General features: G+C 73.6%; 18 protein-coding genes and 1 riboswitch. Of the genes, 14 read left to right on the forward strand and 4 right to left on the reverse strand.

What is annotated here, in order from left to right; translation table 11 throughout:
* Positions 1-33: 33 nt before the first annotated feature.
* On the forward strand, positions 34-1,095 hold the full coding sequence (locus tag ACIRQY_RS11740) for a CobW family GTP-binding protein (protein WP_403924141.1): 1,062 nt from the start codon (positions 34-36) through the stop codon (positions 1,093-1,095).
* Between the two features lie 282 nt (positions 1,096-1,377).
* Here ACIRQY_RS11740 and ACIRQY_RS11745 read toward each other — a convergent pair whose 3' ends face one another.
* A complete protein-coding gene (locus tag ACIRQY_RS11745; RefSeq protein ID WP_403924144.1) occupies positions 1,378-3,837 on the reverse strand; it encodes a DNA topoisomerase (ATP-hydrolyzing) subunit A in 2,460 nt (819 codons plus the stop codon).
* A gap of 181 nt (positions 3,838-4,018) precedes the next feature.
* Here ACIRQY_RS11745 and ACIRQY_RS11750 point away from each other — a divergent pair, with 181 nt between their 5' ends.
* From ACIRQY_RS11750 to ACIRQY_RS11765, 4 genes are all read left to right on the forward strand, one after another.
* Positions 4,019-5,365 carry a pitrilysin family protein gene (locus ACIRQY_RS11750; RefSeq protein ID WP_351793663.1) on the forward strand — a complete coding sequence of 449 codons (1,347 nt, stop codon included), beginning with the start codon at positions 4,019-4,021 and terminating at the stop codon, positions 5,363-5,365.
* A gap of 26 nt (positions 5,366-5,391) precedes the next feature.
* Entirely contained in the window at positions 5,392-6,759 is a 1,368-nt protein-coding gene (locus tag ACIRQY_RS11755) for a M16 family metallopeptidase (protein ID WP_403924679.1), read from the forward strand.
* Between the two features lie 207 nt (positions 6,760-6,966).
* Positions 6,967-7,130, forward strand: a riboswitch (cyclic di-AMP (ydaO/yuaA leader).
* Between the two features lie 12 nt (positions 7,131-7,142).
* On the forward strand, positions 7,143-7,913 hold the full coding sequence (locus ACIRQY_RS11760; RefSeq protein WP_403924147.1) for a M23 family metallopeptidase: 771 nt from the start codon (positions 7,143-7,145) through the stop codon (positions 7,911-7,913).
* Between the two features lie 214 nt (positions 7,914-8,127).
* Positions 8,128-8,811, forward strand: a complete 684-nt coding sequence (locus tag ACIRQY_RS11765; protein WP_351793668.1) for a GntR family transcriptional regulator — start codon at positions 8,128-8,130, stop codon at positions 8,809-8,811.
* A 362-nt stretch (positions 8,812-9,173) separates the two neighbouring features.
* On the opposite strand, the gene ACIRQY_RS11770 is transcribed toward ACIRQY_RS11765, so the two are convergent.
* Positions 9,174-9,455: an HPr family phosphocarrier protein gene (locus ACIRQY_RS11770; RefSeq protein ID WP_351793671.1), complete on the reverse strand. Its 282-nt coding sequence runs from the start codon at positions 9,453-9,455 to the stop codon at positions 9,174-9,176.
* A gap of 196 nt (positions 9,456-9,651) precedes the next feature.
* Between ACIRQY_RS11770 and ACIRQY_RS11775 the strand changes: the two genes are divergently transcribed.
* The 7 genes from ACIRQY_RS11775 (at position 9,652) to ACIRQY_RS11805 (ending at position 21,042) form a co-directional block, all read left to right on the forward strand.
* Complete coding sequence (locus ACIRQY_RS11775; RefSeq protein ID WP_403924152.1) at positions 9,652-12,699, forward strand: GNAT family N-acetyltransferase; 3,048 nt, start codon at positions 9,652-9,654, stop codon at positions 12,697-12,699.
* Positions 12,700-12,739: 40 nt separating this feature from the next.
* Complete coding sequence (locus ACIRQY_RS11780) at positions 12,740-13,336, forward strand: DUF5998 family protein (protein ID WP_351793676.1); 597 nt, start codon at positions 12,740-12,742, stop codon at positions 13,334-13,336.
* Positions 13,336-14,541, forward strand: coding sequence for a nucleotide pyrophosphatase/phosphodiesterase family protein (locus ACIRQY_RS11785; RefSeq protein WP_351793679.1), 1,206 nt, complete (start codon positions 13,336-13,338; stop codon positions 14,539-14,541). Before ACIRQY_RS11780 ends, ACIRQY_RS11785 begins: the two co-directional genes overlap by 1 nt.
* Before the next feature lie 80 nt (positions 14,542-14,621).
* Entirely contained in the window at positions 14,622-15,263 is a 642-nt protein-coding gene (locus tag ACIRQY_RS11790; protein WP_351793680.1) for a thymidine kinase, read from the forward strand.
* Positions 15,264-16,151: 888 nt separating this feature from the next.
* Entirely contained in the window at positions 16,152-18,554 is a 2,403-nt protein-coding gene (locus ACIRQY_RS11795; protein WP_403924682.1) for a YfhO family protein, read from the forward strand.
* A 142-nt stretch (positions 18,555-18,696) separates the two neighbouring features.
* Complete coding sequence (locus ACIRQY_RS11800) at positions 18,697-19,662, forward strand: glycosyltransferase family 2 protein (RefSeq protein WP_403924156.1); 966 nt, start codon at positions 18,697-18,699, stop codon at positions 19,660-19,662.
* Positions 19,663-19,665: 3 nt separating this feature from the next.
* Positions 19,666-21,042: a polysialyltransferase family glycosyltransferase gene (locus ACIRQY_RS11805; protein WP_403924159.1), complete on the forward strand. Its 1,377-nt coding sequence runs from the start codon at positions 19,666-19,668 to the stop codon at positions 21,040-21,042.
* Between the two features lie 75 nt (positions 21,043-21,117).
* Here ACIRQY_RS11805 and ACIRQY_RS11810 read toward each other — a convergent pair whose 3' ends face one another.
* The gene (locus tag ACIRQY_RS11810; RefSeq protein ID WP_403924162.1) at positions 21,118-21,891 is read right to left on the reverse strand and encodes a VOC family protein; all 774 of its coding nucleotides are present in this window, start codon (positions 21,889-21,891) and stop codon (positions 21,118-21,120) included.
* Between the two features lie 172 nt (positions 21,892-22,063).
* On the opposite strand from ACIRQY_RS11810, the gene ACIRQY_RS11815 reads away from it, so the two are divergent.
* On the forward strand, positions 22,064-22,891 hold the full coding sequence (locus ACIRQY_RS11815) for a sulfurtransferase (RefSeq protein WP_403924165.1): 828 nt from the start codon (positions 22,064-22,066) through the stop codon (positions 22,889-22,891).
* A 286-nt stretch (positions 22,892-23,177) separates the two neighbouring features.
* On the opposite strand, the gene sepH is transcribed toward ACIRQY_RS11815, so the two are convergent.
* A complete protein-coding gene (gene sepH / locus ACIRQY_RS11820; protein ID WP_351793698.1) occupies positions 23,178-24,230 on the reverse strand; it encodes a septation protein SepH in 1,053 nt (350 codons plus the stop codon).
* A 456-nt stretch (positions 24,231-24,686) separates the two neighbouring features.
* Between sepH and ACIRQY_RS11825 the strand changes: the two genes are divergently transcribed.
* Positions 24,687-25,637 (forward strand): hypothetical protein, encoded by a 951-nt coding sequence (locus tag ACIRQY_RS11825; protein ID WP_403924168.1) that lies wholly within the window; start codon positions 24,687-24,689, stop codon positions 25,635-25,637.
* Position 25,638: the final 1 nt, after the last annotated feature.

Consider the following 25,638-nt stretch of genomic DNA (forward strand, 5'->3'; position numbering starts at 1 on the left):
TGGGGCACGCGCAGGAAACCGGAGGCACGTCCCTTGAGCACGCAGCAGATCCCCGTCGTCGTTCTGGCCGGGTTCCTCGGCGCGGGCAAGACCACGCTCCTCAACCATCTGCTGCGCAGCGCCCGGGGCACCCGTATCGGAGTGATGGTCAACGACTTCGGCGACATCGGCATCGACGCCATGAGCGTCGCCGGGCAGGTCGGCTCCACGGTCTCCCTCGGCAACGGCTGCCTGTGCTGCGCGGTCGACGCGAGCGAGCTCGACGAGTACCTGGAGGTGCTCACCCGCCCCGAGTCCCGTCTCGATGTGATCGTGATCGAGGCGAGCGGCCTCGCCGAACCCCAGGAACTGGTCCGCATGGTCCTGGCCAGTGACAACGCCCGGATCGTCTACGGCGGGCTCGTCCAGGTCGTCGACGCGGCCGAGTTCTCCGCCACGCGGCAGCGGCACCCCGAGACCGACCGGCACCTGCCGATCGCCGACCTCGTGGTCGTGAACAAGGCCGACCGGGTCAGCGGGGACGAGCTGCGGGCCGTCCACCGGACCGTGGGCGAACTGGCGGGGAAGGCCGTGGTGGTCGAGGCCACGCACGGGCGGATCGACCCCGAGCTGCTCTTCGACCGGGTGGTCCCGGACGGCGAGATCGAGGGCCAGATGTCCATCGAGGACATCCTGTACGGCACGGACGGCGACGACGGTCCGCACGCCCACCCGCACACCGCGTACGAGACGGTCTCGCTGAGCGCCGCCCGCCCGCTGCACCCCCGTCGGCTGATGGCCTTCCTCGACGGACGGCCCGAGGGCCTCTACCGGATCAAGGGCTTCGTCGACTTCGGCACCGCAGACCCGGACAACCGCTACACCGTGCACGCGGTCGGCCGCTTCCTGCGCTTCTACCCGGAGCGGTGGCCCGAGGGCGAGGAGCGGCTCACCCAGCTCGTCCTGATCGGCTCGGGCGTCGACGCGGCCGCCCTGCGCAAGGAACTCGGTGCCTGCGAGCTCGACGGTCCGGGGGACACCCCCGACGAGCACAGCATGTGGGGCGTCCTGCGGTACGTGCCGCAGACGGAGGAGGAACCGGAGACCCGCGACTGAGGCGGGGCAGCGCTCCGTCACCGAGACGGGCAGTAGATCCCTCAGATCCCTCACCGAGACGGGGCAGCAGATCCCTCGGATCCCTCACCGAGGCGGGACGGCGGATCCACCACGGAGGTGGGGCCGGAGATCCGCCACCAGGCCCCGCCACCGGGCCGAGGCCGGAGACCCGAACCCTGGGCGGCGGGTCCGCGCCCGATGTGAGTCAGGACACCCGCCACCGAGGGCGGGGCCGTGGGCCCGGAGAGCGGCACCCCGACGGGGGCCGCTCTCCGGCTCCCGTCAGCTCGGCGGGCCCGCCACCACGTCCACCGGCTGGGCGAGCGGTGTGCCCGAACCGTCGCGGCGCGGGTCGATCTCGGGCAGCTCCACCGGGGCGCCGCTCTTCTGCGCGGCACGGGCCGGGGTGGCGCCCGCCCAGGCCAGGATCAGCAGGTCCTCGCCCTTGAGGAAGCGCTGGCAGCGCACGCCGCCGGTCGCGCGGCCCTTGCGCGGGTACTGGTCGAAGGGCGTCAGCTTCGCCGACGTACCCGCCGAGGAGTCCAGGGTTCCCGTGGCGCCCGCGACGGTGAAGACCACGGCCTCCGCCGCCGGATCGACGGCGGAGAACGCGATCACGTCCGCGCCCGCGGTCAGCTTGACCCCCGCCATGCCACCGGCCGGGCGGCCCTGCGGCCGTACCTGCGCGGCCGGGTAGCGCAGCAACTGGGCGTCGGAGGTGATGAACACCAGGTCCTCCTCGCCGGTCCGCAGCTCGGCCGCGCCGACGATCCGGTCACCGTCCTTGAGGGTGATGACCTCCAGCTCGTCCTTGTTGGCCGGATAGTCCGGGACCACCCGCTTGACCACGCCCTGGAGCGTGCCGAGGGCGAGGCCCTGCGAGGACTCGTCGAGCGTGGTGAGGCAGACCACGGTCTCGTCCGCCGCCAGGGACAGGAACTCGGAGAGCGGAGCGCCGCCCGCCAGGTTCGGGGTGGCCGCCGTGTCCGGCAGCCTCGGCAGATCGATCACCGAGAGCCGCAGCAGCCGCCCGGCCGAGGTCACCGCGCCGATGTCGCCGCGCTGGGTGGCGGCGACCGACGACAGGATCAGGTCGTGCTTGGCGCGGGCCGCGTCCGGGTCCACGGGCGGCAGCTCCGCCGTCGCCGTGCGCGCCAGGAGCCCGGTGGAGGACAGCAGCACCCGGCACGGGTCGTCCGCGACCTCCAGGGACACCGCCGTGACCGGGGCACCGGCCGATTCGAGCAGGACCGTACGCCGGTCCGTGGCGAACTTCTTGGTGACCGAGGCCAGTTCCGCCGAGACCAGCTTGCGCAGCTCCGCGTCGGAGTCGAGGATCCCGGTCAGCTCGTCGATCTCGCCGTTGAGCCGGTCGCGCTCGGACTCCAGCTCGATGCGGTCGAACTTGGTGAGACGGCGCAGCGGGGTGTCCAGGATGTACTGCGTCTGGGTCTCGCTCAGCGAGAAGCGCTCCATCAGGCGCTCCTTGGCCTGCGCCGAGTTCTCGCTCTCCCGGATCAGCCGGATGACCTCGTCGATGCCGAGGAGCGCGACGAGCAGGCCCTCCACCAGGTGGAGCCGGTCGCGCTTCTTGCCGCGACGGAACTCGGAGCGCCGCCGGACCACCTCGAAGCGGTGGTCGAGGTAGACCTCCAGGAGTTCCTTGAGGCCGAGGGTGAGGGGCTGTCCGTCGACCAGCGCCACGTTGTTGATGCCGAAGGACTCCTCCATCGGCGTCAGCTTGTAGAGCTGTTCGAGGACGGCCTCCGGCACGAAGCCGTTCTTGATCTCGATGACGAGACGGAGGCCGTGGGTGCGGTCGGTGAGGTCCTTGACGTCCGCGATGCCCTGGAGCCTCTTGGAGCCGACCAGGTCCTTGATCTTGGAGATGACCTTCTCGGGGCCGACCGTGAAGGGCAGTTCGGTCACGACGATGCCCTTGCGGCGCGCCGTGACGGTCTCCACGCTGGTCGTGGCGCGGATCTTGAAGGTCCCGCGGCCCGTCTCGTACGCGTCCTTGATGCCGGACAGGCCGACGATCCGGCCGCCGGTCGGCAGGTCGGGGCCGGGCACGAAACGCATCAGCGTCTCAAGGTCGGCGCCGGGGTGGCGGATCAGGTGACGGGCGGCGGCGACGACCTCACCGAGATTGTGCGGGGGCATGTTCGTCGCCATGCCGACCGCGATTCCCGAAGCCCCGTTGACCAGCAGGTTCGGATAGGCGGCGGGCAGGGCGACCGGCTCCTGCTCCTGCCCGTCGTAGTTCGGGCTGAAGTCGACCGTGTCCTCGTCGATGGACTCGGTCATCAGGAGTGCGGCGGGCGCCATCCGCGACTCGGTGTACCGCATGGCGGCCGGCGGGTCGTCGTTGCCGAGGGAACCGAAGTTCCCGTGGCCGTCGACGAGGGGCAGCCGCATGGAGAAGGGCTGTGCCATGCGGACCATGGCGTCGTAGATGGACGAGTCGCCGTGCGGATGCAGCTTGCCCATCACCTCGCCGACGACCCGGGCGCACTTGACGAAGCCGCGCTCGGGCCTGAGCCCCATCTCGTTCATCTGGAAGACGATGCGGCGCTGAACGGGCTTCATGCCGTCGCGGGCGTCGGGCAGGGCGCGCGAGTAGATCACCGAGTACGCGTACTCGAGGAAGGAGCCCTGCATCTCGTCGACGACGTCGATGTCGAGGATTCGCTCCTCGAACGTGTCGTCCGGCGGCGGTGTCTTCGTGCTGCGGCGGGCCATCGCGGCTGCGGCTCCTTCACCAACAAGGTTGATCTGACGCGGACCATTGTGGACCGTGCCACCGACAACGCCGACCGCGACCCGGACGAGGGACATCTCGAACGGGCGGGAACTTCGCCAGGTGTCGGCGCGCTTGCATACAGTGGCAGGACCTTTTCACATCGCGATCGAAGGGACGTACATGCCCATGGGTCACACGGCCACGGCCGAGGCCGGCTCCGGCGGCCTGACAGCGACCGAGCACCGGCTGCCGAACGGTCTGCGCGTGGTGCTGTCCGAGGACCACCTGACCCCGGTCGCCGCGGTCTGCCTCTGGTACGACGTCGGCTCGCGCCACGAGGTCGAGGGCCGTACGGGCCTCGCCCACCTCTTCGAGCACCTCATGTTCCAGGGCTCGAAGCAGGTCCACGGCAACGGGCACTTCGAGCTGGTGCAGGGCGCGGGCGGTTCGCTCAACGGCACGACGAGCTTCGAGCGCACCAACTACTTCGAGACCATGCCCACCCACCAGCTGGAGCTCGCGCTCTGGCTGGAGGCCGACCGCATGGGCTCGCTGCTCGCCGCCCTGGACGACGAGTCCATGGAGAACCAGCGGGACGTCGTCAAGAACGAGCGCCGCCAGCGCTACGACAACGTGCCGTACGGCACGGCCTTCGAGAAGCTGATCGCCCTCGCGTACCCGGAGGGCCACCCGTACCACCACACGCCGATCGGCTCCATGGCCGACCTGGACGCGGCCACCCTGGAGGACGCGCGGAACTTCTTCCGCACGTACTACGCCCCGAACAACGCGGTGCTGTCCGTCGTCGGCGACATCGACCCGGAGCGGACCCTCGCCTGGATCGAGAAGTACTTCGGCTCGATCCCGTCCCACGACGGCAAGCGGCCGCCGCGCGACGGCTCGCTGCCCGAGGTCATCGGCGAGCAGCTGCGCGAGGTCGTCGAGGAGGAGGTCCCGGCGCGCGCGCTGATGGCCGCCTACCGGCTGCCGCACGACGGCACGCGCGCGTGCGACGCGGCCGACCTGGCCCTGACCGTGCTCGGCGGCGGCGAGTCCTCGCGGCTGCACAACCGGCTGGTCCGGCGCGACCGCACGGCCGTCGCCGCGGGCTTCGGCCTGCTGCGGCTCGCCGGTGCCCCCTCCCTCGGCTGGCTGGACGTCAAGACCTCCGGGGGCGTCGAGGTCCCGCAGATCGAGGCGGCCGTCGACGAGGAGCTGGCCCGGTTCGCCGCCGAGGGCCCGACGCCCGAGGAGATGGAGCGCGCCCAGGCCCAGTTGGAGCGCGAGTGGCTGGACCGGCTCGGCACCGTAGCGGGCCGCGCCGACGAACTGTGCCGCTTCGCGGTGCTCTTCGGTGACCCGCAGCTCGCCCTGACGGCGGTGGACCGCGTCCTCGACGTCACGGCCGAGGAGGTCCGGGCCGCCGCCGCGGCCGTCCTGCGCCCCGACAACCGCGCGGTACTGGTCTACGAGCCCCTGGCGACCGAACAGGGCGACAGCGACGAGGAAGAGGGGGCGGACCAGTGACCGACGCTGCCGCGTCTTTGACGAGCATGGACTTCCACCCCCAGCCCGCCCCCGGCGAGGCCCGGCCCTGGGCCTTCCCGGCCCCGGACCGCAGCACCCTGGACAACGGTCTGACGCTGCTCACCAGCCACCGTCCCGGTCAGCAGGTGGTGGCCGTGGAGGTCTTCCTGCCCGCCCCGCTGGACGCCGAGCCGGCCGGTCTCGACGGCGTCGCGACCATCATGGCCCGCGCGCTCTCCGAGGGCACCGACCAGCACGGCCCCGAGGAGTTCGCGGCCGAGCTGGAGCGCTGCGGCGCCACGCTGGACGCGCACGCGGACCACCCGGGCGTACGGGTCTCCCTGGAGGTTCCCGTCTCCCGGCTGGCCAAGGCGCTGGGGCTGCTCTCCGAGGCGCTGATCGCCCCGGCGTTCCTGGACACCGAGGTCGAGCGGCTGGTGCGCAACCGGCTGGACGAGATCCCGCACGAGTCGGCCAACCCGGGCCGTCGCGCCGCGAAGCAGCTCTCCAAGGAGCTGTTCCCGGCCGAGTCCCGGCTGTCCCGGCCGCGCCAGGGCACCGAGGAGACCGTCGAGGGGATCGACGCCGCCGCCGTCCGCGCCTTCTACGAGGCGCACGTCCGGCCCGCGACCGCCACCGCCGTGGTCGTCGGCGACCTGACCGGCATCGACCTGGACAAGGTCCTCGCCGAGACCCTGGGCGCCTGGACCGGCGAGCGGGCGGAGCCGCTGCCGATGCCGCCGATCACCGCCGACGACACCGGACGGGTCGTCGTCGTCGACCGTCCCGGCGCCGTCCAGACCCAGTTGCTGATCGGCCGGATCGGTCCCGACCGGCACGCGCGCGTCTGGCCCGCCCAGGTGCTGGGCGCGTACTGCCTCGGTGGCACGCTCACCTCGCGGCTCGACCGGGTCCTGCGCGAGGAGAAGGGCTACACGTACGGCGTGCGGGCCTTCGGGCAGGTGCTCCGCTCCGACGCCGGGGGCAACGGCGCCTCGATGCTCGGCATCAGCGGTTCCGTGGACACCCCCAACACCGGCCCGGCCCTCGAAGACCTGTGGAAGGTGCTGCGGACGCTGGCCGCAGAGGGGCTCACCGACGCGGAGCGCGAGACGGCCGTGCAGAACCTGGTGGGGGTGGCGCCGCTCCGGTACGAGACGGCCGCCTCGGTCGCCGGGACGCTCGCCGACCAGGTCGAGCAGCACCTCCCGGACGACTACCAGGCCCAGTTGTACGCGCGGCTCGCCGAGACCGGCACCGTCGAGGCGACGGCCGCGGTGGTCAGCGCGTTCCCGGTGGACCGGCTCGTCACCGTGCTGGTGGGCGACGCGGCGGTGATCGCGGAGCCCGTGCGGGCGCTCGGCATCGGTGAAGTGACGGTCGTGACGGGCTGATTCCGGCCCGCTCAAGCCGCCGATCCGGCAAGGAGAACCCCGATGGCACGCCCATCGGGGCTCTCTTTTTGTCCGTATTGATGGAAAGAGTGACTGTATGCCCTGTGGTAAGTCTTACAAAAATCGCATCCAGTTGGTGATCGACAGACGATCCGCATAGCGTCGGTGCGGCTGTTCGTCAGTTGCACCCGCCGCACCCGCGGCATCGGACAGTCATCGCCGAGTCCCCGTCAGGCGCGAGCCTGGGGAGCCGGGGACCCACACGTAGTCCCTGGGGTGAATCGGACGCCTTCGCCGTGCGGAGGGGTCCGTAGGAGACCTTCCTGCTCCGAACCCGTCAGCTAACCCGGTAGGCGAGAAGGAAGGAAAGGACCAGCCACTTCATGGCGTTCACCCGTGCCACCGGGAAGCACCGTGCTCCGAGCCGGACGGCGCGCCGCGGCGCGGGCTTCGCCGGAGCGGCGACGCTCGCCACCACCGGCGTCATCGGAACCCTCGCCTCCCCGGCGCTCGCCGCCGACGCGGAGCCCCGTTCCCCCGAGGACACCGGCCTCACCCGGGTGATCACCGAGGAGTCCCTGGTGGACCGCCTCAACGCCCAGGCCGCCGCCCAGGAGCGACAGGCCTTCGAGGCCGTCGCCAAGGCGAAGGCGCAGGCCGAGGCGAAGCGCAAGGCCGAGGCCCGCGCCAAGGAGATCCGCGAGGCCGAGGAGCGGGCCGCCCGCGACGCCGAGCGACGCCGTCTGGCCTCCTTCCAGCTCCCCGTCGCCGGGACCTACGTGTCGACCGGCTACAAGACCGGCGGCTCCCTGTGGTCCTCCGGCAGCCACTCCGGCATCGACTTCCACGCCGCCTACGGCAGCACGGTCGTCTCCGTCGGCTCCGGCACCGTCGTCGAGGCGGGCTGGGGCGGCGCGTACGGCAACAACATCGTCATCCGGATGCACGACGGCACGTACACCCAGTACGGCCACCTGGCCTCCATCGACGTCCACATCGGCCAGACCGTCGAGCCGGGCCAGCGGATCGGCGTCTCCGGTTCGTCCGGCAACTCGACCGGCCCCCACCTCCACTTCGAGGCGCGCACCAGCGCCGAGTACGGCTCCGACGTCAGCCCGGTCTCGTATCTGCGCGCCCGGGGCGTCCAGGTCTGACCCGGACACCCGTGCCGCGACCGCCAGGACGCGTCCGGGCCGCACGTCGCAAAAGCCCCGGCTCGTACAGAGCCGGGGCTTTTCCCTTGGCCGCTCCGGTCGGCATGTTCCGATGGGGCATCGGAAATTCCGGCGTACTGCAATAGAGTCGCGGAGAGTGCGCGAGAAAAGCGCCGCTCGGATTCTCTCGAAGCGACCAAGGCGGAGGTCGGACATGCGCATTCCCGCGCACTCGGTGTGCACGGCGATCCGGGACGACATCGTTTCCGGGGTCTTCGGGCGGGGGAGCCGGCTCACCGAGGACCAGCTCGCCCGCCGGTACGGGGTCTCCCGCGTCCCGGTCCGCGAGGCCCTGCGCACCCTGGAGTCGGAGGGCTTCGTCGTCACCCGCAGACACGCGGGCGCGCAGGTCGCCGAGCCCACCGAGCGGGAGGCCGCCGATCTGCTCGACATGCGGGCGCTGCTCGAACCGCTGGGGGCCGCCCGGGCCGCCCAGCGGCGTACGGAGGCCCACCTCAAGGTGCTCAGGGGGCTGGTGAGGCTGGGGCGTGAGCGGGCCGCGCACGGCCAGGTCGAGGATCTGCGCGCGCTCGGGGGCTGGTTCCACGAGACGCTCGCACAGACGTCCGGCAGTCCGCCGCTGACGACGCTGCTGACCCAGCTCCGGCACAAGATCGCCTGGATGTACCTGGTCGACGGGCCGGACCGGCCGGTGGAGACCTGGGACGCGTACGGCGCGATCGTGGACGCGGTGGCGCGCGGGGACGCCGAACGGGCACGGACGCTGACGGCCCTGCACGCGGAGCGCTCGCGTCCGCTGCACCGGCTCAAGCGGCCGGACCGGGGACGTGTGAGGGTTTCGCAACATGCCGTCAACACGGCGAGTGCCCGGAATTAACGCGGGCGCCCTACAAAAGGGAGAGGAATTCCGTCCGGGGAATTCCGTGCCGGGGATTTGCCGAGTGGGTTCTCCCGGAGTTCCGGGCCCGCCGTCTTCCGGGTGTTCCGGGTGCGTCGGCCCGTGTTCCGAGTTTCGCCCGTGCTGTTCGACCCGCCGGTCTCCGCCGGGCCCGGCGCCGCCTTTCAGATGCGAGAGCCCGACCGTACGAGATCCGGGGCACGCGAGGTGTCGGGACGACGCGAGGGACCGGGACGACGCGAGAGGCCGGGACGACACGGGGGACCGGGACGACGCGAGAGGCCGTGTCCACCGGATCTCCGGCGGGCACGGCCTCTCGTCGTACGGGGTGCTGACCCGGGTCAGACGGTCTCGGGGAGCTCGTCCAGACCCTCGGCGACCAGCTTCGCCAGGCGCTCGAGCGCGGCCTCGGCGCCCTCGGCCTCGGAAGCCAGGACGATCTCCTCGCCGCCCTGCGCGCCCAGACCGAGCACCGCGAGCATGGAGGCGGCGTTCACGGGGCTGCCGTCGGACTTGGCGATCGTCACCGGAACGCCGGAAGCCGTGGCGGCACGGACGAAGATGGACGCGGGACGGGCGTGCAGGCCCTCGGCCCAGCCGACGTTGACGCGGCGCTCAGCCATGGTGTTGCCCTTCAAGTCTCAAGCGGTTGTCTAGACCAGTCTCTCACGGGTTGTTCCACGCACGCACCGACCTTGGGCCCGGATCGGACCGGTCTTTCGGCCCTTCGTGCGGTGTCCGGCGCGTTCCCCACCTTGCACGGCCGCCCCCCGCCGCGCGACCCGTGCCACCGGCGTGTCGCGGCCGTAGGCTGAGCCCATGCACAGCGCGTCGGAGCAGTCGGAAGCGGCGGACCGGCCGACACCACCGGCGCGTCCGGGGCCCCCGGACCACAGCTACCCCGACCACTGGGAAGCGGACGTGGTGCTCCGCGACGGGGGCACCGCGCGCATCCGGCCCATCACCGCCGACGACGCCGACCGGCTGGTCAGCTTCTACGAGCAGGTCTCGGACGAGTCCAAGTACTACCGCTTCTTCGCCCCCTACCCGAGGCTCTCCGCCAAGGACGTCCACCGCTTCACCCATCACGACTTCGTGGACCGGGTGGGCCTCGCGGCGACGGTGGGCGGCGAGTTCATCGCCACCGTGCGCTACGACCGCATCGACGACCGGGGACTGCCCGCCTCCGGCCCCGCCGACGAGGCGGAGGTCGCCTTCCTCGTCCAGGACGCCCACCAGGGACGCGGGGTCGCCTCCGCCCTGCTCGAACACATCGCGGCCGTCGCCCGCGAACGCGACATCAGACGCTTCGCCGCCGAGGTGCTCCCCGCCAACACCAAGATGATCAAGGTGTTCACGGACGCGGGCTACACCCAGAAGCGCAGCTTCGAGGACGGCTCCGTACGGCTCCACCTCGACCTCGAACCGACCGACCGCTCCCTCGCCGTGCAGCGCGCCCGCGAGCAGCGGGCCGAGGCCCGCTCCGTACAGCGCCTCCTCACCCCCCGCTCCGTCGCCGTCGTCGGCGTCGGCCGGACACCCGGCGGCGTCGGCCGGACGGTGCTCCGCAACCTCCTGGGCACCGGATTCACCGGACGGGTGTACGCGGTCAACGCCGCGCTCACCGGGCCCGGCTCGCTCGACGGCGTCCCCGCCCACCCCTCCGTCGGCGCCATCGGCGAACCCGTCGACCTGGCGATCGTCGCGGTGCCCGCCGAACGGGTGCCGGAGGTCGTCGCGGACTGCGGCGAACACGGCGTCCGCGGTCTCGTCGTCCTCTCCGCCGGTTACGCCGAGAGCGGGCCGGACGGACGCGAGCGGCAGCGCGCCCTGGTCCGGCAGGCCCGCTCGTACGGGATGCGGATCATCGGCCCCAACGCCTTCGGGATCATCAACACCGCCGCCGACGTCCGCCTCGACGCCTCCCTCGCCCCGCAGATGCCCGCCGCCGGACGCATCGGGCTCTTCACCCAGTCGGGCGCCATCGGCATCGCGCTCCTCGCCGGGCTGCACCGGCGCGGCGCGGGCCTCTCCTCCTTCATCTCGGCCGGCAACCGCGCCGACGTCTCCGGCAACGACTTCCTCCAGTACGGGTACGACGATCCCGGCACCGATGTCGTCCTCCTCTACCTGGAGTCCATCGGCAACCCCAGGAAGTTCACCCGGCTCGCCCGCCGCACCGCCGCCGTCAAACCGGTCGTCGTCGTCAAGGGCGCCCGGCACAGCGGCAGCGCCCCGCCCGGCCACCGGGTCCCCGTCACCCGCATACCCCACGCCACGGTCTCCGCGCTGCTCCGCCAGGCGGGCGTCATCCGGGTCGACACCGTCACCGAACTGGTGGACGCCGGACTGCTGCTCGCCGCCCAGCCACTGCCCGCCGGGCCCCGGGTCACGATCCTCGGCAACTCCGAGTCGCTCGGCCTCCTCACGTACGACGCCTGCCTCACGGAGGGGCTGCGGCCCCTGCGGCCGCTCGACCTGACCACGGGAGCGGTGCCCGCCGACTTCCGCGACGCGCTCGCGGCGGCGCTCGCTGACGAGACCTCGGACGCGGTCGTCGTCACCGCGATCCCCTGGGTGGGGGAGGACGGGGCCCCCGAGTTCGGCGACGGCGAGGTCCTCGCCGCGGCCCTGCGCGAGGCCGTCGCCTCCGCGCCCGTCCCCGCCAAGCCGGTCGTCGTCGTGCACGTCGAGATGGGCGGCCTCGCGGAGGCCCTCGCGGTCGCGACCAGCAGCCGCCCGACGGCCCCGGGCCGCCCCGCCGGGACCACACCGGGCCGGGCAACCGCACCGGACCGCGACCCGAGCCCTGACCGGGGCCAGGGCGCTTACCCCGACCAAGGCGGAACGGGCACGCCCACCACGGGCACGCCCACCACCGGCACTGCCATCACGGGCACGCCCACCACTCGTGCACTCACCACGGGCACGCCCACCACCGGCACCCTCCCGGAAGCCCCCGCGCCCGACGGTCCCGCCGCCGTCCCGGCCATACCCGCCATCCCCGCCTACCCCGCCGCCGAGCGGGCCGTACGGGCCCTGGCCGAGGCCGTGCGGTACGGGCAGTGGCGGCGGCAGGCCGCCGAGCCCGGACGAGTGCCCGAGTACGACGACATCGACGAGACGGGGGCCGCCGCCCTCGTCGAGCGACTGCTCGGCGGCACCGAGGCCGACGCCCGGGGTGTGACCCTCGACACCCGGCAGACCCGCGAACTCCTCGCCCGGTACGGCATCGCCGTCCGCCCGGCCCTGCCCGCGCCCACCCCCGACGCCGCCGTCGCGGCCGCCGCCCGCCTCGGCTACCCGGTGGCCCTCAAGACGACCGCTCCACATCTGCGCCACCGCCCCGACCTGGGCGGAGTCCGGCTGGACCTGGCGACCGAGGGACAGCTCAGGACCGCGTACGCCGAGCTGACCGAGGTCCTCGGCCGGGCGGCCGAGCTCCAGCCGGTCGTCCAGGCCATGGCACCCCGGGGCGTGGACACCGTGGTGCGCGCCGCCATCGACCCGGCGGTCGGCGCCTTCCTCTCCTTCGGCCTGGCGGGCGCCGCCTCCGAACTGCTGGGCGACGTCGCCCACCGGCTGGTCCCGGCCACCGACCGGGACGTCGCCGAACAGGTCCGTTCCCTGCGCACCGCGCCCCTGCTCTTCGGCTGGCGCGGGGCCGCGCCCGTCGACACCCCGGCCCTCGAAGAGGTGCTGCTGAGGGTCTCCCGGCTCGTCGACGCCCACCCCGAGGTGGTCGCCGTCTCCCTGGAGCCGGTGGTCGTGGCACCGCACGGCCTCTCCGTCCTCGGCGCCACCGTGCGGCTGGCCCCACCGGCCCCCCGCACCGACCTCGGCCCCCGCAGCCTGCCGAGGTACTGAGGGACCTGAGGGGCCCCCACCGCCCCGTAGAATGGAGTCCATGGCAAAGAGCGGTACGACGACCCAGGGGCTGCGCGCGGCGATCGAGCGCAGCGGCTACTACCCGGCCCTCGTGGCCGAGGCGGTGGAGTCCGCCGTCGGCGGTGAGGCCGTCGCGTCGTACGTGGTGCACCAGGAGACCACCTTCGACGCGAACGAGGTCCGTCGCCACGTCACCGTCCTCGTCCTGACGCCGCACCGCTTCATCGTCAGCCACACCGACGAGCAGGCCGCCGACAGCAGCTCCCCGACGCCGTACGCCACGACGTCCACCGAGTCCGTGAAGCTCGACCGGATCGCGTCGGTCGTCGTCAGCCGGGTGGTCGCCAACCCCGAGTCGTACACGCCGGGCACACTGCCCCGCGAGGTCGTCCTCACCATCGGCTGGGGCGCCGTCTCCCGGATCGACCTGGAGCCCGCCGCCTGCGGCGACCCCGACTGCGACGCCGACCACGGTTACACGGGCAACTCCACCGCCGACGACCTCAGCCTCCGGGTGAGCGACGCCGGGGACGGCCCGGACACCGTCCGCCAGACCCTCACCTTCGCCCAGGCGCTCTCCGAAGCCATCGCGGCCACCGCCGCGCCCACCCGCTGATGGCGTATCCGACCGCCGTGGCCCACGGCTGGCCCGACGATCCGGTCCCGCTGGCCCCGGAGACCGCGCCGGTCCCCGAGTACTCCTCCGGCGCCCTCGGCGACCTGCTGCCGACGCTCGTCGCCGGACAGGGCGTGCCCGGCTTCGAGGCGCGGATCGCCGAACTCGCCCCGGCCGACCGGAACTGCGTCTTCCTGATCGACGGGCTCGGCTGGGAGCAGATCAAGGCCCATCCGGCCGAGGCCCCCTATCTGACCTCGCTCCTCGGCTCCTCCCGGGGCGGTACGGGACGGCCGATCACCGCCGGTTTCCCCGCGACGACCGCGACCTCGCTGGCCTCCGTCGGCACCGGCCGCCACCCCGGGACCCACGGGCTGCCCGGCTACACCGTGCGCAACCCGGAGACCGGCGAGCTGATGAACCAGCTGCGCTGGAGGCCGTGGACCCCGCCGCAGGCCTGGCAGCCGTACCCGACCGTCTTCCAGCTGGCGCACGAGGCGGGGATCCACACCGCGCAGGTCTCGTCCCCGATCTTCGCCCAGACGCCCCTGACCCAGATCGCGCTGAGTGGCGGAACGTTTCACGGGCGGCTCTCCGGCGACGAGCGCATGGACTTCGCCGCCGAGCAGCTCGCCGGGAGCGACCGCTCGCTGGTCTACACGTACTACAGCGAACTCGACGGCGCCGGACACCGCTTCGGCATCGACTCCGACGCCTGGCGCGGCCAGCTGATGTGCGTCGACCGCCTGGTGCGGCGGCTCGCGGAGCAGCTGCCGCCCCGCACCGCGCTGTACGTCACGGCCGACCACGGCATGGTGGACATCCCCTTCGACGAGCAGCACCGCATCGACTTCGACGAGGACTGGGAGCTGCGCGCGGGCGTCGCCCTCCTCGGCGGCGAGGGACGTGCCCGGCACGTCTACGCGGTGCCCGGCGCCGAGGCGGACGTCCTCACCTGCTGGCGCGAGGTGGTGGGCGAGCAGTTCTGGGTGGCGAGCCGCGACGAGGCCATAGCCCTGGGCTGGTTCGGCGCGGAGATCGACGAGCGGGTGTACGGCCGGATCGGTGACGTGGTCGTCGCCGCCCACGACGACGTGGCGATCACCGCGTCCGTCAACGAGCCGAACGAGTCCGCGATGGCGGGTATGCACGGCTCCATGACCCCGGCGGAGCAACTGGTCCCGCTGCTCGAAGTGCGCACCTGAGCCTGCCACGGGACCTCTCCGCCCCCACCGCCTCCCCCGTCCGATTCCCCCCCCACGACCTGAAAGGTCCCCGACCCGTCATGCCCGAGCTGGTCTTCTTCTCCGGAACCATGGACTGCGGGAAGAGCACCCTCGCTCTCCAGATCGGGCACAACCGCTCGGCCCGGGGCCTCCAGGGCGTGATCTTCACGCGTGACGACCGGGCGGGCGAGGGCAAGCTGTCCTCACGCCTCGGGCTGGTGACGGAGGCGGTCGAGGCCGGCGAGGACATGGACCTGTACGCGTACCTGGTCGCGCAGCTCTCGAAGGGCGGCCGGGCGGACTACGTCATCGTCGACGAGGCCCAGTTCCTCGCGCCCGAGCAGATCGACCAGCTGGCCCGGATCGTCGACGACCTCGACATGGACGTCTTCGCCTTCGGCATCACCACGGACTTCCGCACGAAGCTCTTCCCGGGCTCCCAGCGCCTGATCGAGCTGGCGGACCGCATCGAGCAGCTCCAGGTCGAGGCCCTGTGCTGGTGCGGCGCCCGCGCCACCCACAACGCGCGCACGGTCGGCGACGTCATGGTCGTCGAGGGCGAGCAGGTCGTCGTCGGGGACGTGAACCGCCCCGCCGAGGAGATCGGTTACGAGGTCCTCTGCCGCCGTCACCACCAGCGCCGGATGACCGCCGCCTCGGCCCGCGCCGGAGCCCTGTCCCCGGACGTCCTGCCCGTCTAGGCCCCGGCCCCTTCGCCTGCTTGTCGCCGAACTGACGGTAGACCTCGGGTATCCGGCCTTCGCCCGGTCACCGATCGCCCGGTCACCGATCGCGCGGGCCGAGATCGTCGGCGCGTCCTCGGCGGCGCGTCCTCGGCGGCGAGGGGCTCCCCGGAGCCTTCACCGCCCCGCCGCCGTGGCCACCGCCCCGATGTGGACGTGCCCGCGCGGACGCACTCCAGGCCGTGGCACTGACGACGGCCACCGCCTCTTCCACACGGTGGCCCGCACCGCCGACGAGCCGGTGGCCCCGGCGCGGGCCGACTGACCCCGGGAGTTCACCCGGGGTGTACCGGAAGACCGTCTGAAGATCGGTCGAGGGTCGCCCGGTTCGGCGGTAATGGCGGTCGGCCCGTGATCGTTCAGCCCCGGGCGTTCCCCTTCCGTGCGCCCTCTGGAGGACGTGTGCCTTCCGCCGAGACAGTCCCCGCCGAGGCCGGGGACCACCGAGCCGAGGACCACCGAGCGGGGGAGTACGGAGCCGAGGACCACCGAGCCGGGGACCACCGAGCGGGGGAGCACCGAGCCGGGGACCACCGAGCCGAGGAGCATCGGACCGGGAGGGACCGGCCCCGGAGCGGCCGGGCCGGGGGAGACCGGGCCGGGAGATACCAGGCCGGGGACGAGACGCCCAAGGCCGCAGCACCCGGGGGAGGTACGGCCACCGGCGGCGCGACCGCAGTCGGGACGCCCGGGAGCCCGGCGACCGGAGGAGAGCCCGACGCCGCCCACCCGGCGCCCCCGTCCAACTCATCGGGCCCGCCCGGCCCGCCCGACGACACCCCCCGCCCCGCCCCGCGACGCGGCCATCTCCCCCCGGCCTCCCCCGCCGGCCCCCTCGCCGCCGCCCTGCTCACCGCCGTCCTGTTCTGCCTCGCCACCCGGCTCGCCCGCAGCCACCCCTTCGGCCCGGTGACCAGGAACACCGTGGACCTCGGCCAGCAGTACCTGCCGTTCCACGCCTACTGGCGCTCCTTCCTCCTCGGCGAGACCCACGGCGACGCCTTCCTCAACTGGAACTCCGGCTTCGGCACCAACTTCCTCGGTGACATCGGCACCTATCTGAGCAGTCCCTTCGCCCTGCTCGTCCTGGTCTTCCCGGCCGACCACACCGAACTCGCCCTGTACGTCGTCACTGCCGCCAAGATCACCGCCGCCGGTGCCGCCATGGCCTTCCTGCTGCTGCGGCTCCGCCCCGGCCCCTGGCCCGTCGCCGCCGTCCTCGGCGCCGCCTACGCGCTCTCCGGCTGGACGTTCGACCACGGCGCCACCGTGCCCATGTGGCTCGACGGACTGGTCGCCTTCCCGCTGCTCTGCCTGGTCGGCGAGTGGGCCCGCACCGCGCGCCGCCCGGTCCTCGGGCCGCTGGTCGTCGCCCTCGCCTGGACCGCGAACTTCTACACCGCCTACATGGCCACGCTCGGCGCCGCCGTCGTCCTTGCCGTACGGCTCCTCACCGCGGAGGAGACCGCCACCGCCCGCCGGCGGCTCGCCGGGGCACTGCGCGCCGCCCGGGGGGTCCTCCTCGGCGTCGGGCTCGCCGCGCCGCTCGTCACCGTCGTGTTCCTCGCCACCCGGGTCGCCGACCCCACCCCCGCGACCACCTTTGCACCAGCCCCCTGGACGGACCTCCTCGCCCGCTTCCTGCCCGCCACCGCGAGCGTGGCCAGCCCCGCACTCTTCATCGGCACGCCCGCCCTCGCCCTCGCCCTCACCCTGCCCTTCAACCGGTCCGTCACCCCGCGCGTCCGGACCGGCTGGACCCTCGCGATCGTCCTGGTCACGCTCTCCCTCCAGTGGGAGCCCACCCACCTCCTCTGGCACGCCGGAGCCTCGCCCAACGGCATCCCGTACCGTCAGACCTTCGTCCTGTGCGGACTGCTGCTCGTCGCGGCCTGGCTCTCGGTCTCCCGGGGGACACCCCGCCCCGCCGCGCTGCTCGGCGGCGGCGCCCTGCTCGGCGCCCTCGCCTGGGCGGCCCGGGGGAACGCCGACATCGACCGGTGGACCTACCCCGCCTCCGGCGCCGCCGCCGTCCTGGCGCTCGCCGCCGTCGTGCTCGCGCCGACCACCGGCCGCCGAGCCCCCCGCCCCCCGGCCGTGCTCGCCGTGCTCCTTCTCCTCGCCGCCCAGGCGGGCGAGGCGCTCGTCACCGGCGCGCGGATCGTGGAGCAGCAGCGCGCCGAGGTCTCCTGGTCCCCCCGGATCGGCCCCTGGCACACCTCCGTCGCCGGAGCGACGGCCCGTGCGGACGCCTGGCCCCGCCACCGCACCGACCCGGGCGAGGTCCCCGGCGGCAACGACGTCCTGCTCGTCGGCGGTCAGGGCCCCGACTACTACAGCAGCCTCACCGCCGAGACGACCTCCCGCACCCTGGACGGCCTGGGCTTCGGCCACTACGCCAAGGGCCGTCACCCGGTCACCCTCGACAACCCCGTGACGGACGCCCTGTTCTCCATCGGCACCCGGGTCCGCTCCCGGCCGACGGAGCCGGTGCGCCAGGACGCCCCGCCCCGCGCCACCGTGACCGTCACCACCACCCCCGTACCGCCGCTGGTCACCGTCCGCCCCCCGGGGAGACCGCCCGTCCCCGCCGGGGACTCCGCCTTCGCCGTCCAGCAACGCCTGCTCGGCGCCCCCGTGTACGAGCTGCCGCCCGTCACCCGCGCCGGACCGGTGCTCACCGCCCGCTGCCCGGCCGGGACCCAGGTCTGGTTCTGGGCGCCCGAGTACCGGGGGACGGCGGCCCTCGCGGGGAGACCGCCGGTGGAGTTCGAAGGGAAGCCGCCGGCCGTCCGCGCCCCGATGCGCCCCCTCGGCACCGCCCCCGCCACCGGCGAGGTGCGGATCGTCCTGGCTCCCGAGGCGCGGCCGAAGCTGCCCCGGCAGCCGGTCGGCTGTCTGGTGCGCGCCCGCCTCGACACGGCCGTACGGGAACTGACCGCCACCGGCGCGACCCGGGTGGAGGCCGACGGGCACGGGCTCACGGCCGAACTTCCCCCGGGCAGCACCGGGACCGCCGTCCTCGCCGTCACCCGCACCTCCGGCTGGCGGTGCGCCGCCGGGGACGCGCCCCCGCGCCCCGCCCGCGCGTACCAGGGTCTCCTCGCCGTCCCCCTCGACGGCCGGACGACCACGGTCAGCTGCTCCTTCCGGCCCCCGGGACTCCGGCTGGGCTCCGCCGTCGGCGGAGCCGCCCTCCTGGCCCTGGTGGCCACGGGACTCCTGCACCGGCGGCGGGCCGGGCGGTGACCCGTGCTCCGCGCGGGCTTTCCACGGGGGACGGCAAGAGTTCACCGGGAGTGCACGCTCGGCTCGTCCGCCCGGAGAACCCCGGGGCTACTCTGCCCGCCGTAGCGGCGTATCAATTGTTCGATCCAGCTGGGGATTACGCGTGCCGAAACTGTCCGTCGTCGTACCGTTCCACAATGTCGGTGCCTATGCCCCCGACACCCTGCGCAGTCTCGCGAACAACGCGGACCCGGAATTCGAGTTCCTCCTCGTCGACGACTGCTCCACGGACGACACCCCGGAGATACTCGAACGCTGGCGCGACCGGCTGCCGAATTCCACCGTCCTGCGCCACGAGACGAACCGGGGCGTGGCCCAGGCGCGCAACACCGGGATCGACGCGGCCCGCGGCTCCTACCTCACCTTTCTCGACGGCGACGACTGGTACGCCCCCGGCCACCTGCGCGCCGCCGTCGCCGGGATCGAGCGCCTGGGCTGCGACTTCGCCCGCACCGATCACGTCCTCTCCGAAGGCCGAAAACGGCAGATCCGATACGCCCCCGCCACACTCCGCGACACCGTCATGGACCCCCGGGACGGAATAGCGCCCGCCGGCATGGTGACGATGGTCGACTATCCGTTCGTCCCCTTCGGAATCTACGGCGCGCGCCTCTTCGAGAACGGCGCCGCGCGTTTCGAGACCTCCCTCAGAACGGCCGAGGACCGCCTCTGGATCTGGCGTCTCCACCTCAACGCCCGCACTTTCGCGGCGCTCTCCCTGCACGGGGTCTTCTACCGGCGGGGCGTCACCACCTCGCTCACCCAGATCACCGACAACCGGCAGCTCGACTTCATCCCCTCGTACGACCTCCTGCTCGACGAGGTCTCCCGGGACGCCGAGGCCGACCGGTTCCTCCCGAAGGCCGTCCGCACCTACTGCGCGATGATCGCCTTCCACCTGGGCAAGACCGACACCTACGAGCCCGCCGTCGCCCGACGGCTCCGCACCGAGGTCACCGACGCGCTGCACCGCATGCCCCAGCAGGTCCTCGACGAGACCCTCGCCACCATGGACACCCCCCGCAGCACCCTCCTCCGGAGCCTGCGCGACACCGGAAGGACCGCCTGACCCATGGCCCCCGCACCCGAAGCGGCCCCCGCCCCCGCGCCCGACGGCCGCCCGGTCCAGATCTTCCAGGTGTCCACCCTCTACGGCGCGGCCACCCTCGCGGCGGCGCTCGACGCCGGACAGTTCGGTCCCCGCGAGGAGTTCCGCAGACTGCTGCTGCTCTCCCACCACACCGAGATCCCCGAGACCGCGCTACGCCTGGAGGACATGACCGGCTACGCGCGGATCGCCCGCCGCTTCGACGGCACCCTCGACTGGAACGAGACGATCCACCCGTACCACCCCGCCGCCTGGGCCCCCCGCCCCGAGGAGGCACCGCTCTGGCAGCGGGTGCTGCGCACCGCGTGGGACCTCGGCCCCGCCCCGGTGGAACTGGTCGTCGAGTCCATCCAGGTCAACCCGGCCAAGGCACTGGCCGGCGCCTTCCCCGAGAGCGCCCTCCACGTCTACGCGGACGGCCTGATGAGCTACGGCCCGACCCGCTCCGACCTTGCCCAGTCGGTCGCCTGCCGCATCCGCCGGGTCCTCCACCTCGACCTGGTCCCCGGCCTGCGGCCACTCCTCCTCGCCGAGTACGGAGTCGAGCCCGAACTCGTCCCCGACAACGCCTTCCGGGCGGTCCTCACCGAGATCGCGCGGGACGCGGCCGACGACCCGGACCTCGCGCGCGCGGTCGCCGCCCGCCCCACCGCGCTCCTGCTCGGCCAGTACCTCGCCGCCCTCGCCCTCCTCAGCCCCGAGGAGGAAGAGGAACTGCACCTGCGGATGCTGCGCGGGGCGACCGCCGCGGGACACCGTTCGGTGGTCTTCAAACCACACCCCAGCGCCCCCGCCGGATACTCCCGGGCCCTCCACGAGGAGGCCGAGCGGACCGGTGTCCGCCTCACCGTCCTCGACGGGCCGCTGCTCGCCGAGACCTTCTACGAGCGCGGCGGGCTCAAGCTCGTTGTCGGCTGCTTCTCCACGGCGATGCTCACCGCCGCCGTGTACTACGGCATCCCCGTCGCACGGGTGGGCACCGCCGACGTCCTCGCCCGGCTCACCCCCTTCGAGAACAGCAACCGGATCCCGCTCACCATCGTCGACCACCTGGTCAGCGACCTGGAGGGGGATGGCACGCCCGGGGTCCCGGGAGCCGCCCCCGACTCGCTGACCCCGCTGGTCAGGGCGGTCGGCTACTGCATGAGGCACAAGATCCATCCGGGGCTGCGCGAGGAGGCCGCCCGCTTCCTGGCCGCGCACCGGGCCGAGCCCGGCACCGCCCACCACTTCACCGAGGAGCGCCTCGCCGAGCTGGCTCTGTCCGCCCGCCCGGCCCCGGGACGCCCCGGAGCCCCGGCCCGCCTTCGCAGGACCCTGTCCCGCGCGCGCCGCGACTGACCCGCCGACCCCCGTACGGGCCCGGGGCCGGAGCCACGGGCCCCGGACCACCGCGCCACGCGTCGGCGGTACGGCTCAGCGCCCGGCCGACCTCACGAGGGCGAAGACCGCGCCCTCCGGGTCCGTCACCTGGGCGACCCGGCCCGTCCTGGCCTCGTACGGCGGGCGCAGCAGCTGTCCGCCGAGCTCCACCGCGAGCCGGGCGGCGGTGTCCACGTCGACGGTCTCGAAGTACGTCATCCAGTGTGGGCCCCGGTCGCGGGGCAGGGCGTTGCCGACGCCGTGCAGCGAGGCCACCGGGACCCCGTCCACATGCAGGGTCGCCCAGTCGTGGTCGGCGGAGACGACCGGCTCCACCTCGTGGCCGAAGACCGCCCGGTAGAACTTGCCCACCGAGGACGTCTCGTACGTCAGCAGCTCGTTCCACACCGGGGTGCCGGGCGGGCCCGCCGTCGCCGTGCCGTGGTGGGCGTCGGCCTCCCACACGCCGAAGACCGCGCCGACGGGGTCGGAGCAGAGCGCCATCCGGCCCGCCTCGCCCGCGTCGAGCGGGCCCACCGCCACCGTGCCTCCGCAGCACCGGATGCTCTCGGCGGTCTCGTCGGCGTCGTCGCTGGCCAGATACGGCGTCCAGGCGATCCGCAGATGCCGGTCGGGCGGCAGCTGGCCGATGCCCGCCACCTCCTCGCCGTCGAGCATGGCGCGCACGTACGGGCCGAGGTGCTGCGGCCCGGGTTCGAACTCCCATCCGAACAGTGCGCGGTAGAACTCCTGTGTGGCGTCAAGCCCGTGCACCATCAGGCTCACCCAGCAGGGTGTCCCGGGTGTGCGCCGAGTCGCCTCGGTCATCGTGACTCTCTCCTCGGACCGTCGTCGTGCCCGTCCCCCTGTCCGATGGTGTCACCCACGGGGCCCCCGCGCTCCCCGGTCGCACCAAAGAGTGGCGCGATCCCGCCGTGCTGACGAGGGCCGGGCGCCGGGTTCCTCCGCCGCGGCCCCGTGGCTGCGCGAGGATGGCCCCATGAAGCCCATCATCTCCGCAAGCGAACTGCTGAGCGAGTCGGCCGGGGCCCGGCCGCCGGTCCTCCTGGACGTCCGCTGGACCCTCGGCGGGCCGCCCGGACGGCCCGTGTACGAGGCCGGTCACCTGCCCGGAGCCGTCTACATCGACCTGGACACGGAACTCGCGGGCCCGCCCGGCGACGGCGGGCGCCACCCGCTGCCCGACCCGGAGTCCTTCGGGGCGGTGATGCGCCGGGCGGGCGTGTCGGCGGACACCCCGGTCGTCGTCTACGACGGCGGCCTCGGCTGGGGCGCCGCCCGCGCCTGGTGGCTGCTCCGCAGGGCGGGCCACCGTGACGTCCGGGTGCTCGACGGGGGACTCGCGGCCTGGACCGGCGAGCTGACGGAGAAGGTCCCGGCACCGGAGCCGGGCGACTTCCGGCCGGAACCGGGCGGACCAGAACTGCTCGACGCCGACGGCGCTGCGGCCCTCGCCCGCGCGGGGCTGCTGCTCGACGCGCGGGCGGCCGAGCGCTACCGGGGGGACGTGGAGCCGATCGACCGGGTCGGCGGGCACATTCCGGGCGCGGTCTCGGCCCCGACGACCGAGAACGTCGACGCGCGGGGGCGCTTCCTCGGCGCGGACGCGCTGCGGGACCGCTTCACGGCCCTGGGCGCCACGGGGGACATCCCGGTCGGCGTCTACTGCGGCTCCGGGGTCTCCGGCGCCCACGAGGTGCTCGCCCTGGAGATCGCGGGCGTCCCGGCCGCGCTCTACGCCGGTTCCTGGTCGGAATGGTCCTCGGACCCCGCCCGCCCGGTGGCGACGGGCCCGGAACCGCAGTAGCGCGGGCCCTGCCGCCCCCACCGTGGGGCCCGCGCCCGCCGGGCGAGGCCCCACGGGAGAAGGCCCGATGTGTGGGGCCTGACGGCCGACCCCGGCACGGGTCGGCCCGGATCTCCCGCCGGTGGGCATGCCCGCTCCCGTCCCGCCGGGCCTTCCCGGGGTTCTCCGGGGTGGGGTCGGTCGCCGGGCGGGCCCGGGGTCCGGGGGCGTGTGCGACGTCCGCGCCCGGGGCGGGTGGGCCCGGGCACGTATCCCGTCCTGACGGACCGACGGTGAGGGGTCTGGGTCAGTCCTGTTTCTTGCGGCGGGTGCCGAAGACGATCTCGTCCCAGCTGGGCACGGCGGCGCGGCGGCCGGGGCGGACGCCGTCCGCCTCCGCCTGCCGGTCGGTGGTGCCGGTGAGCCGGTCCCGGTGGCCGGAGACCGCGCGGGGCATCAGGACGTCCGCGTACGCGGACCCGGCACCCGTCGACGCGGCGGGCGCGGACGGTTCCTCGGCCCCGGCCGTCTCCGTGTTCCCGCCGTCCGGCTGCTCCGGCACGACCATGTCGCCCCGGAAGCTCGGCACGGCCTCCAGGAGGCTCGTCAGCGAGTCGCGCTCGTCCTCGGGCTCGGCGGACGCGGACGGCCGCTCCAGCTGACGGTCGAGGCTGCGGTCGAGCGGCCTGTCCCTGGGCAGCCGGGCGATGCGCGGCACGAAGGGGAAGCTCGGCTCGGGCGCGGCGGCGATCGAGTCGTCGGTCTCGCCGATCAGGGCGCGCGCCTCGTCGTCCACGGCCTGCACGAGCCGCCGGGGCGGGTCGTACGTCCAGCTGGCGGTGTGGACCTCGCTCGCGACCCGGTAGACGAGCAGCACCTCCCAGGTGCCGTCGTCGCGCCGCCACGAGTCCCACTGCACGGCGTCCTTGTCGGCGCCGCGCAGCAGCAGCCGCTCCTGCACGGCCTCGCCGAGCTGCGGTCCGCTGTTCTCGCCGGGCCTGCGGACCGGGGTCTTGCGGGCCCGCTCCGCCATGAAGGCGCGCTCCGCGAGCACGGGCCCCTCGAAGCGGCGCACACGGTCGACGGGGATGCCCGCGAGCTGGGCGACCTCCTCGGCGGAGGCACCGGCTCGTATCCGCGCCTGGATGTCCCGGGGGCGGAGGTGGCTCTCCACCTCGATCTCGATCTGGCCGAGGCGCGCGCGGTCGTTGCGCACGGCGGCACGGAGGCGCTCGTCGATCGGAAGCGTGTACTCCGTGCTGTCAGCAGCCTTCAGCACCAGTCGTGTGCCGTCGTTGGAGACGGCCACGACACGCAGTTCGGGCATGGGGACCTCCCGGGTGGTGCCTGCCGACGTCACGTGCGTCGCTGCTTCCGCTAGTCGAGTGTGGCCTGCCCGGGTGCAGCCTGCCACTACCTTGCCGAGTTGCCCGGCGTGTCGGGCGTGGACCCTGGAACGCCGTGTGGCACGGTTGCCGGGATGACTACATGGAGTGACGGCATGTCACTCCATGTGTCCGGTTTCCGTGCGGTGCCACGGCGCCGCCGGTTTCGGGCGCCGTCTCCGGCTCCCATTTTCCTTGATCCAGGGCACCCGTGAAGGCGTCCGGACCCAGGGTTCGTCAATGTACTCCATTCGGGCCACCTGGGTGGACCGGCGCGCCGCTCAACTTCTCGGGCGGTACGGGAGTTGAGTGTCCGCGTTCTCCGCCCCCACGTGTCGCTCTTCACAGAAACAGTGGAAACGGAACTAATCACTTCCCCCATTTGTCCCTTCTGGGTGCAAGGCGAACGGATGAGCCGTCAGGGGTTGGAGATGCGTCACAGGCCGGACACCGACACGGACGGGCCGGAGAACAGGGAGCGGACCGGGGCGTCCGAGGCGTTCGAGGAGGAGAAGGAGGGCCGGGGGACCGGCAGGAGGATCGACCTGAGCGTGGCCCAGGTCACGAGCAGCGCGCTGGCCGCGGTCATCGCCGCCAAACTCGCCTCCACCCTCGGCGTGTACGGCACGATCGTCGGCGCCGGTGTGATCAGCGTCATCGCCACCTGCGGCGGACCCCTCTTCCAGCACCTCTTCCGGCGTACCGGCGAGCAGGTGCGGGACGTGACCACGGCCGCCAGGCCCAAGGCCCGCCAGGTCCCGGTCCCCGCCGCCCCGCGCGACGACCGGACCCTGATGCTCGGCGCGGTCCGCGACCCGGCACCGGGCGGGAGCGAGGAGTTCGGCGCGGCCACCACCCACGGCACCCGGGTCCGCCGCTGGAAGCGCCCGGCCGTCGCCGCCGCCCTCGTCTTCGGCGTCACCATGGGGGGCATCACCGCCTACGAACTGGTCTCGGGCCAGGACTTCAGCGGGACCCAGGGGACCACCACCTTCGGTTCCGTGGTCCGGGGCGGCGAGAGCGCCGGGAAGGACGCCCCGGCACCGGACCGGGACCCCTCGCCCGCGCCGTCCGGCGCCACCGACGGCCCCGGGACGCCGACGACGGGCGGCACCGGGACCCCGGGCGGCGGGGCCACCACCGGGACCGGGGAAGGCACCGCCACCCCCTCGCCCGAGCCGACCCCCTCCGGGTCCGGCTCCACCGGCGTCCCGACCCCCACCCCGACCGGCCCGACCACCGGGCCCACCACGGACCCGACGGCCCCGGCCACCCCGAGCGGGGAGCCCGCCACCGGCGCCCGCACCGAGAGCCCGCGGGCCCCCGCGCCCGCCGGGGGCGGCACGGGCACCGGAGCGGAGTCCGGGACGCCCCAGGGGTGAC

It is taken from the genome of Streptomyces sp. NPDC101490 (assembly GCF_044767145.1).
Classification (GTDB): Bacteria; Actinomycetota; Actinomycetes; order Streptomycetales; family Streptomycetaceae; genus Streptomyces.